Here is a 9918-nt window from a genome sequence, read left to right as displayed (position 1 = left end):
TCCCATTCCCGGCCTTCCTGGTCTGGGATTACTATCAGAACCGGTAGGCACAACTTCCGAGCGGCGGCAATAATTGTGCGAACCTGGTTCGACGCGCTGCCAAATCCCTTCCACCGTCATTGCGAGCGCAGCGAGGAAGGCCAAGACAGCAGGCGATCTCCGAACGTAGCGTTTCTTTGGGTCGCTTCGCTGCGCTCGCGTTGACGGCGCGGGACGCGCCATCGAACCAAAGCCCTTCTCGCGTGGCGGCCGCGATCGAGCCGCCAACAGCCTCTACCCCCAATGGTCCGGTTGTGCCGCGCGTTCGCCCGCGGCATCCGCCATGGCACGGACAGGATCGGCTCCGAACCACGCGAACGCCACACAAGCGTGTCCGTGGCGAGACTTGATCGCGTGCGGGGCTGCCCCCACAGTGGCTGCGACGGAGCCCGCCTGTCGGCGGTTCCACAGTGAGATCAGGCTAGAGCGACCGATGGCCGCCCGCGACGACAACGAGAATAAAATACAGCCGCTGGCACGGCCCGGGATTTATCTCGGTCGGATGGTGATCTTCCTGATCCTGGTGGGCTTCCTGGCGTTCATCCTGTTCAGGCAGATCACCCCGGCCTTCCTGGCCAATCCCGGCCTCAACGGATTGATTCTCGGGGTGCTCCTGATCGCGGTGCTGATCGCCTTCGGGCAGGTCATGCGGCTGTTCCGCGAGGTCAGCTACGTCAATGCGGTGGCGACCGGGGCGCAGGCCAGGAAGCCGCCGACGCTGCTGGCGCCGATGGTGCCGATGATCGCGGCCCGGAAGACCGGGGTGTTGCTGCCCGGCACCTCCGGCTACCTCGATACGATCGCGGCGCGCCTCGACGAGGGTCGCGAGATGCTGCGCTACATCGCCGGCATCCTGATCCTGCTCGGCCTGCTCGGCACCTTCTGGGGCCTGATCGACACCCTCTCGGCCGTGGGCGGGGTAATCAAGGGCATGCGCGGCGGCGGCGATGCCGGGGTGATGTTCGACGAGCTGAAATCCGGGCTGGCGGTCCCGCTCTCCGGGATCGGCCTCGCCTTCTCGGCCTCGCTGTTCGGCCTCGCCTCCTCGCTGATCACCGGCTTCCTGGAATTGCAGGCCGGCCAGGCTCATGCCCGGTTCCACAACGAATTGCAGGATTGGCTGCTCTCCGGCCAGGCGGTGGCCGAGCCCGCAGCAGCGGGCGCGATCCGGCCCGCCGCCGCCGGTTCCCAGGACCTCAAGGAGGCGATCGAGCGTTTGACCGCCATCGTCTCCGAAGGCGGTGGCGGCCGGGCGGCGACGCTGGCCATGACCAACCTCGCCGAGGGCATCCAGGGCCTCGTTCAGCACATGCGCGCGGAGCAGCAGATGATCCGCGACTGGGTCGAGGCCCAGGCGAGCCGCGAGCGTGAACTCAAGCAGGTGCTCGACCGGCTGGGCCGGGAGCGCGTGTAGTGGCCTCGACCGCGGCCCGGTCCCGGCGCCCCCTCAACGTTTGGCCCGGCTATGTCGACGCGCTGGCGACGCTGCTGCTGGCGGTGGTGTTCCTGCTCACCGTCTTCGTGGTCGGACAGTTCTTCCTGTCGCAGGAGCTAACCGGGCGGGACGCCACGCTGGTCAAGCTCAACCGCCAGATCGCCGACCTCACCGACCTGCTGGCCCTGGAGCGCTCGAACCGCCGCAACCAGGAGGACGAGGTGCGCAGCCTTCGCACGACGCTGGCCGGCGTCGAGGCCGAGCGTGACCAGGCCAAGTCCCAGGCCGAGGCCGCGACCGTCAGCCAGGGCGCCGCGGGCGCCCTCGACAAGCAGATCGAGGCCGAGCGGGGCGCGACCAAGCGGGCCCTGTCCCAGGTCGACCTGCTGAACGATCAGATCAGCGCCATGCGTCGCCAACTCGCGGCGCTCGAGGATGCGCTCGCCGCCTCCGAGACCCGCGATCGCGAATCGCAAGTCCGCATCGCCGAGCTCGGCAGCCGGCTGAACGTCGCTTTGGCCCAGAAAGTCCAGGAACTGGCCCGCTACCGCTCGGACTTCTTCGGGCGCCTGCGCCAGATCCTCGGCAACCGCCCGGACATCCGCGTGGTCGGCGACCGCTTCATGTTGCAATCCGAGGTGCTGTTCCCCGGCGGCTCGGCGACGCTGAAGCCCGAGGCCGGCCCCGAGCTCGATCGGATCGCCGGGGCCATCGCCGATCTCGCCAAGCAGATCCCGGCGGACCTGCCCTGGGTTCTGCGGGTCGACGGCCACACCGACGCGCGGCCGATCAACACCGCGCAGTTCCCCTCGAACTGGGCGCTCTCGGCCGCCCGGGCCATCGCGGTGGTGCAGTACCTCGCCGGCAAGGGCATCCCGGCTCAGCACCTCCTGGCCGGCGCCTTCGGTGAGTTCCAGCCCCTCGATGCCGGCACCACCGAAGATGCCTACGCGCGGAACCGGCGGATCGAGATGAAGCTCACCGAGCGGTAGCGGCTGGCCGTCCGAACCCCCGGGCTGCGCGAAAGGTCGCGATTCGGCAGTCTGATCGACGGGTTCGCTGAATCTAATCTCCCGGCCCGACCTGCCGCTACCGAAGCGCGCCGTATGGGACGTCGCCGGGACACGATCAAGGATCGTATTGACTCCTGAGCCTCCATGTTTGATAGACATTTAGTAATGATAACTGGTCACTTTGTATCTTAAAGGTCGCCTGTATTTGTCGATGGACACCAAATTCAGCGTTTTGGTGGTTATGGCCACCTTCAACGGTGGGCGATTTATCTCTGAGCAACTCGACAGCATCGCCAGGCAAACGCATCTCCCCGCCGAGTTGATCGTCTCCGATGACACGTCGACCGACGACACGATTGAGATCGTCAAAGGCTTTGCGAAAACGGCCCCGTTCCCGGTCAAGATCATCGAGAACGAGACGCGACTCGGGTACGGCGGCAATTTCCTGAGCGCGACGAAACAGGCCACAGGCGCGTATCTGTCGTTTTGCGATCAGGACGATATCTGGCTTCCCAACAAACTCGAAGTGTCGCTGAGAACGATCGAGGCGTTCGACGCCGATCTCTATGTGCATGGCGCAACAATCGTCGACGCAACGGGCGCGGCAGCGGGACGATTCACGCAAGGCGTTCGGACGAGGTCCGTTCTGGGCCCGCTGACGCTCCCACCGTGGGGCGTCTTTTACGGGTTCTCGATGGTATTCCGACGCGACGTCTTCGATCTGTTCGACGCGGACGACCGTGGTGGACACACGTTCGAGTGGCACGGATCCCTGTCACACGACTTATGGATTTATTTTCTCGCGTCCAGTCTCGGGCGAATCGTTGTCGATCCGCAGCCTTTGGTTCTCTATCGCCGCCATGATAAAAACGAGACCCCTGATCTGAAGGCGCATTTACTCCATAAAATTTCGAAGTATTTGGGTGTGGCCGCCCATAAGAATCTCCGGCGCGATGCCGTGGCGGCGCACCGTTCGAAAATCCTGATGGACCTCGCCGCATCGGATTCCCCATCGCGACTGCGCGATCAGGCCAGGGCGGCGTCCTCATACTGGAATGCGATCGCGCAGTTCGAGGCGGATCGCATCGACATTTATACCCGCGATCGCCCGCTCAGCCGTCTTTCGCGCTGCCTGAAACTCCTACGCCAAGGCGGGTATCGAGCGTATCGCCGAGGCGGTCTGAGCTGGCGATTGCTTGTGAAGGATTTGATGTTCGGCGTACTTCGAATGGGGCGACGGGTGGCGAATAATTGATGGCCGGCAAAAAAATACATCACAATGCAATGTACAATCTGGCCGGCAGCATTGCGCCGATCGTCATCGCCTTCCTAACGGTCCCGATTTACATCAAACTGGTCGGTGAGGCGCGATATGGCCTGATCTCGCTGATCTGGCTGGCCTTCGGTTATTTCGGGGTATTCGATCTCGGGTTGTCACGGGCGACGGCCTATCGATTGTCGTCCTTGACCGATCAGCCGCTGGCTGTGAGAACCAGCGTCTTCTACACCGCCTGCGGGTTGAACCTGGGGTTGGGGCTGCTCTCGGCGATGTGTTTCTACGTCGTGTCGTCAGCGTCGGCCGCGCACTTCGCCGACTCTCTGGAGTTGCAGAGCGAGATCGTGCGGTCCCTGCCATGGGTCGCGTTGTTCTTCCCTGTCGGCCTGTTGGGCGGAGTCTTCGCCGGGTGCCTTCAATCCCAGGAGATGTTCCTGGAATTGAACGTGCAGCAGTCGGTCGGGTCGATCGTCCTGCAAACCCTGCCGCTGCTGTTCTTCTATTACGGCGATCACGATCTCCCATCGGCCATCCTGGGGGCCGTCATAGCCAGGGCCCTCAACGTCTGCTGGCTCGGCTTAGTCTGCGTGAAGTGGATGTATCCGGCTGGGCGGCCGGTCTTTCGGTCGGCTTATATCAGAGGCTTGTTCCGCTATGGCGGATGGATCACGATCTCGGATATGATTTCGCCGATCCTGAATGGCCTCGATCAGATGATCATCGGCGCGACGCTCGGACCGAAGGCGACGGCGTATTATTCCGTTCCCTTCAGCATGGCCTCGAAGGTTCTGATCATCCCGGCATCGTTGAATCGGGCCGTGTTTCCCAGACTGGCGGTGCTCGATACGAGCAATGCGCGACGTGTCAGTGAAAAGTCCCTTGAGATCATAGCGGGCCTCATGGCGCTGACTTGCGCACCCGCCATCATCCTGGCGCAGCCGGCGTTGGCGTTCTGGATCAACGCCGAATTCGCGAGCCACGCGCATCTGGCCGCATCGATCCTGCTTGTCGGGATGTGGATCAACAGCATCGGCTACATCCCCTGGACGCTCTTGCAAGCCAGGGGACGCCCCGACACGGTCGCGAAGATTCATGCCTTGGAGCTGTTGCCGTTCGTCGGCCTCCTCCTGGCCCTGATTTCCCTGTTCGGCCTCGCCGGAGCGGCGGTGGCGTGGTGCGCACGCGTTCTGATGGACCTGCTGTTGCAAACGCGGTTCAGCGAGATGAAGCTGTCCGACTTGAAGGTGACCGGCGTTCCCGCGCTTGTGGTCGCCATGTCCTTCGTCGCGACTTTTGCGAGCATGGGCCTACTGACGAGTCTTGCCGTGGCAATTCTACCGGTGCTCGTAATGGCAGTCTGGCTTTTGAAGACAACCGATATCACGGGCTATATCGGCCTCGATATGAGTCGATTTCAGCGTAAGTAACGGATGCCTCGTCGTCGGTTCGCGGCGACCGGGGCGTGCTACCGCCCGGCCAGCGTCTCCTTGTAGGCGAACACCCCCGGTGTGCCGCCGGTCATCAGGAACAGCACCGACGAGCCGGACGGGTAGAGCCCGGCGCGCACGTCATGCAGCAGGCCCGCGAAGGCCTTGCCGCTGTAGACGGGGTCGAGCAGCTTCCCCTCTGTCCGGGCCATCAGCCGGACCGCCTCCAGCATGCCCTCCGTAGGGATGCCGTAGCCAGGGCCGCGATGGCGCCCATCGAGGTTGATGTCCTGCAGCGACACCCGGCGCTCCGCGCCGATCAGGGCCAGGGTGGCGTTGGCCTTCTCCAGCACCTCGGCGCGGGCGCGGCCCTCCTCGGCGAGCACGGCAAAGGATTTGGCGAGCACCGGATCGATGTCCATCGCGGCGAGGCCCGCGACGAGGCCCGCATGGGTGCCGGCGCTGCCATTGGCGGTGACGATCTGCGTGAAGGTGACGTTCATCGCCTCCGCTTGGGTCAGGATCTCGGAGGCGGCATTGGCGTAGCCGAGGCAGCCGGTCGGGCTCGATCCGCCGGAGGGGAAGACGTAGGCGCGGCGGCCCTCCGCCTTCACCTCTGCCGCCCGGGCCTCCGCAGCCGCCAGCGAGTCGGCCTCGCCCGGAAGCTCGTGGACTGTGGCGCCGAACACGTCGTCGAGCAGGCGGTTGCCGTTCCCCGTGTAGTCCGGGTCCTGGCGGGGCACGCTCCGGGTGAGGAACAGTTCGCAGGCCAGGCCCGCCTGCGCGGAGGCCGCAGCGGTGAGTCGGGCGTGGTTCGATTGAATCGCGCCGACGGTGATCGCGGTGTCGGCGCCCTCGGCCTTGGCGGCGCCGAGCAGGTATTCGAGCTTGCGCAGCTTGTTGCCGCCGAGCCCGATCCCGGCGACGTCGTCCCGCTTCACGAAGATCCGCACGCCGTTCAGGGACGCGCCGAGATGGCGCATCAGCCCGTCCAGAGGCTCGATCGGGGTCGGCTGCGCGAGGAACGGCAGGCGCGGGAAGCGGGCGAGGTCGAGGTGGGTCATCCCGAGTTTTTACACCGCGCTGTCGCTCCTGTCCCGGTTCCGGGCGACGGATAGACACCTTCCGTCGCCGAACCTTACACACCCAAGTCCGAACATCACTCGGCGGCGGGGATGCGTTCGCCGCGTGTCCGAAGTCCCTTGCCGCGGGCGGTCTCGTCCAGGGCGTCGGTGAATTGTAGGCTGGCGAGCTGAGCGTAGAGCGCGCCCTGAGCGAGCAGGCTCTCGTGGGTGCCGGTCTCGACGATGCGGCCGTCGTCGAGGACCAGGATGCGGTCGGCGGCCCGGATCGTGGCCAGCCGGTGGGCGATGACCAGGGTGGTGCGGCCGCGCATCAAGGTGTCGAGGGCAGCCTGGACGGCGCGCTCGGATTCCGCGTCGAGGGCCGAGGTCGCCTCGTCGAGAAGCAGGATCGGCGAATCCTTGAGGATCGCCCGGGCGATGGCGATGCGCTGGCGCTGGCCGCCGGAAAGGGTCACGCCCCGCTCGCCGACCTGGGTGTCGTAGCCCTGGGGCAGGGCGGTGACGAAGGTGTGTGCATTCGCCAGTTCGGCAGCGCGCCGGACATCGGCCTCGCCGGCCTCGGGACGGCCGTAGCGGATATTCTCGGAGACGGTCCCGGAGAACACCACCGGATCCTGCGGGACCAGGGCGATGCGGGCGCGCAGGGCCTCCGGATCGACCTGCGCGATGTCGGTGCCGTCGACGAGCACGCGGCCGCCCTGCGGATCGTAGAAGCGCAGGAGCAGCTGCAGCACCGTCGACTTGCCGGCCCCCGAAGGCCCGACGATGGCGATGCGCTCGCCGGGGGCGGCGGCGAAGGTCAGCCCGTCGAGGGCGGCGTGGCCGGGTCGGGTCGGGTAGGCGAAGCGCACAGCCTCGAAGTTGACGGCGCCGCGCGCCGGCTCGGGCAGCGGCAGGGCCGGGGAGGGCGTGCGGATCGCCGGCTCGGCCGCAAGGATCTCGGTAAGCCGCTCGGCCGCACCGGCCGACATGGCGAGGTCGCCGTAGACCTCGGAGAGCTGGCCGAGCGCACCGGCGCCGAACACCGCGTAGAGCACGAATTGCGAGAGTTCGCCGCCGGTCATCGTGTGGTTGAGGACGCCCTGTGCGCCATACCACATCACCCCGACCACCGAGGCCGAGATCAGGAAGATCGCAACGCCCGTGAGCAGAGCCCGGGCCCGGATCGAATCCCGGGCGGCGCCATAGGCCTCCTCGGACGCGGCGGCGAATTTGGCGGCCGTGGTGCCCGAGCGTCCGAAGGCCTGCATGGTCCGCACGGCCCCGACCGCCTCGGCGGCGTAGGCCGAGGCATCGGCCAGCCGGTCCTGGGCGGCCCGGGAGCGCCGCCGCACGCCGCGGCCGGAGACGATCAGCGGGAACACGATGACGGGAATCGCCGCCAGCACCATCACGGAGAGGCGCGGGCTGGTGATCACCATCATGGCGGTCGCGCCCACGAACAGAAACAGGTTGCGCAGCAGGATCGAGATCGAGACGCCGAAGGCCGCCTTGATCTGCGTCGCGTCGGCGGTGAGTCGGGAGACGATCTCGCCGGATTGCGAACGGTCGAAGAAGGCGGGATCGAGGATCGTCAGGCGTGCGAAGACGGCGCTGCGCAGATCCGCCACCACCCGCTCGCCGAGGGTGACGACCGTATAGACCCGGGCCGCGCTCGACAGGGCGAAGGCCGCCACGACGCCCAGCAGGGCCAGGAAATAGGCGTCGATGACGTTCGCGCCGTCGGTCGTGAAGCCGTGGTCGATCACCCGCCGCATGGCGATCGGGACCACCAGGGTCGAGCCCGAGGCGCAGATCAGGGCGAGGATACCGGCGGCGATCCGCCCGCGGTAGCGCAGGGCGAAGGGCAGGAGTGGCCGGAGCGCGCTCAGCGGCGCCTTGGGCCGGCCGGCCGCGGCCGCTTTCGTCTTACGGGCCATCACGCCTCACGCGTCTCTTCCCACCCGGTCCATAGCGCTTGTTCCCGGAGAGAGGCTGCGATATACGCCGCCCCTCATCCGATTGCGCGTGTTCAATGGCCGCGGGCCGCCACCACGGTCGGCTTGGACGTGCCGTTGCCACGAACCCACGGTTCGGTGCAACCGCTGACACCTTCCGCATTCCGGGCCGGGCGGCGCCTCCTGCGCTCCCCGCCGGCGTGCCAGAACAGGAACGACAGGTCATGGCGAAGGACGCGGCCGCAAAGGCCAAGGGGACCGAGCACCCCGACTACCACTTCATCAAGGTCGTGATGACGGACGGCACGGAGTACCGGACCCGTTCGACCTACGGCAAGGAGGGTGACACCCTCAACCTCGACATCGATCCGCTCACGCACCCGGCCTGGACCGGCGGCGAGCAGAAGATGCTCGATCGCGGTGGCCGCGTCTCGCGCTTCAACTCGCGGTTCGGCAACCTCGGCAAGCGCTGAGCCCGGGCGGCTCGCGCCGGTACGAATCAGGACGGGCGGCTCCTCGCGGGGCCGCCCGTTTTTTTATGCGCGCGGGGGCTTGGTTCAGCACCGGCGATGGTTTTTCCAGTGGGAATGGCGTCGCAAAGTTTCGGGCCAGTCAGTGAGGCCGATCTCGTTCGACGCGTTCCGAGGGAATTTTCTTCCGCGTCGGCATATCGAGACCCTTCTGGCTGGCAGGCTTGATCTCCCCGGCCACTTTTCCGGCCAAGCCGCGCCGTCGTAGGGTCCCCGGCGTCGATGATCCGCCCGGCCAACGACCATCAGCGACGCCCGATCCCTCGGATCCGGTCGCTGCCGTCGGTCCCGGCCGGATCGCGGCGCGCCATCTGTCCGTGACGCAACGAAACCCAAACCCATCAACGCACGCGCTCGAACGCTGCGAGCGTCGTATTCGGGATCGTCTTTCATGAAACGCTGGTTGTTGTCCGCCCTCGCCATCCTACTGACCTTCGCGGCTCCGGCCATCGCGGCCGAGAAGATCAAGGTCGGCATCATGAGCGATTCCGAGGACGTCTGGGCGACGGTGAAGACGATCGCCGCCAAGGACGGGCTCGACCTCGATCTGGTGGTCTTCTCCGACTATCTCCTGCCGAACGCCGCCCTGGATGCCGGGGACCTCCAGGCCAACGCTTTCCAGCACAAGCCTTTCCTGGAGGAACAGATCAAGGCCAAGGGCTACAAGATCGTGGCGGTGGGCGACACGATCGTCTCGCCGATCGGCCTCTATTCCCGGCGGGTGAAGGCCGTGGGCGATCTGAAGACCGGCGCGTCAATCGGCATCCCGAACGACCCGTCCAACGGTGGCCGGGCCCTGCTGCTGCTCCAGGCTCAGAAGCTGATTACGCTCAAGGACGGCGTCGGCATCCTGCCCTCCGTGCTCGACGTGATCGACAACCCGAAGAAGCTGCAGTTCCGCGAGATCGACGCCGCCCAATTGCCGCGCAGCCTCGACGACCTCGACGCCGCCATCATCAATACGAACTATGCGGTCGGCGCCGGGCTGAAGCCGGGTCAGGATTCCATCGCGATCGAGTCGTCGGTCAACAACCCGTACAACAACTTCATCGCGGTGCGGGAGACGGACAGGAACGCTCCCTGGGTTCCCAAGCTCGTCCACGCCTACCAGAACGACACGATCCGGGCCTACATCACCGCGAAGCGGCCGGGGGAATTGCCGGCCTTCTGAAGCAT

At 66.1% G+C, this 9918-nt stretch carries 8 protein-coding genes; 6 read left to right on the top strand and 2 right to left on the bottom strand.

The window, feature by feature from the left end; all coding sequences use genetic code 11:
- Window positions 1-472: 472 nt before the first annotated feature.
- The 4 genes from MKK65_RS13800 to MKK65_RS13785 all read left to right on the top strand — a co-directional run bounded on the left by MKK65_RS13800 (window position 473) and on the right by MKK65_RS13785 (window position 5190).
- Window positions 473-1453 carry a MotA/TolQ/ExbB proton channel family protein gene (locus tag MKK65_RS13800; protein ID WP_243958270.1) on the top strand — a complete coding sequence of 327 codons (981 nt, stop codon included), beginning with the start codon at window positions 473-475 and terminating at the stop codon, window positions 1451-1453.
- Window positions 1453-2466, top strand: a complete 1014-nt coding sequence (locus MKK65_RS13795) for a peptidoglycan -binding protein (protein WP_243958269.1) — start codon at window positions 1453-1455, stop codon at window positions 2464-2466. The genes MKK65_RS13800 and MKK65_RS13795 overlap by 1 nt, the downstream gene beginning before the upstream one ends.
- 232 nt (window positions 2467-2698) lie before the next feature.
- Window positions 2699-3742, top strand: coding sequence for a glycosyltransferase family 2 protein (locus MKK65_RS13790; protein WP_243958268.1), 1044 nt, complete (start codon window positions 2699-2701; stop codon window positions 3740-3742).
- Window positions 3742-5190 (top strand): flippase, encoded by a 1449-nt coding sequence (locus MKK65_RS13785; protein ID WP_243958267.1) that lies wholly within the window; start codon window positions 3742-3744, stop codon window positions 5188-5190. Before MKK65_RS13790 ends, MKK65_RS13785 begins: the two co-directional genes overlap by 1 nt.
- Window positions 5191-5228: 38 nt before the next feature.
- Here the strand turns inward: MKK65_RS13785 and MKK65_RS13780 are convergent, their stop codons facing one another.
- Both MKK65_RS13780 and MKK65_RS13775 read right to left on the bottom strand, forming a co-directional pair.
- A complete protein-coding gene (locus MKK65_RS13780; RefSeq protein WP_243958266.1) occupies window positions 5229-6254 on the bottom strand; it encodes a D-cysteine desulfhydrase family protein in 1026 nt (341 codons plus the stop codon).
- 95 nt (window positions 6255-6349) lie between these two features.
- Window positions 6350-8194 carry an ABC transporter transmembrane domain-containing protein gene (locus MKK65_RS13775; RefSeq protein ID WP_058194777.1) on the bottom strand — a complete coding sequence of 615 codons (1845 nt, stop codon included), beginning with the start codon at window positions 8192-8194 and terminating at the stop codon, window positions 6350-6352.
- A 242-nt stretch (window positions 8195-8436) separates the two neighbouring features.
- Between MKK65_RS13775 and rpmE the strand changes: the two genes are divergently transcribed.
- A complete protein-coding gene (rpmE, locus tag MKK65_RS13770) occupies window positions 8437-8685 on the top strand; it encodes a 50S ribosomal protein L31 (protein WP_010682778.1) in 249 nt (82 codons plus the stop codon).
- Between the two features lie 448 nt (window positions 8686-9133).
- Window positions 9134-9913 carry a MetQ/NlpA family ABC transporter substrate-binding protein gene (locus tag MKK65_RS13765; RefSeq protein WP_058194776.1) on the top strand — a complete coding sequence of 260 codons (780 nt, stop codon included), beginning with the start codon at window positions 9134-9136 and terminating at the stop codon, window positions 9911-9913.
- The last annotated feature ends 5 nt before the right edge of the window (window positions 9914-9918 follow it).

This window comes from Methylobacterium sp. J-001 (genome assembly GCF_022829565.1).
Lineage (GTDB): Bacteria > Pseudomonadota > Alphaproteobacteria > Rhizobiales > Beijerinckiaceae > Methylobacterium.
Note: the sequence above shows the minus strand (reverse complement) of the source record. Positions and strands in the feature narration are given on the sequence as shown.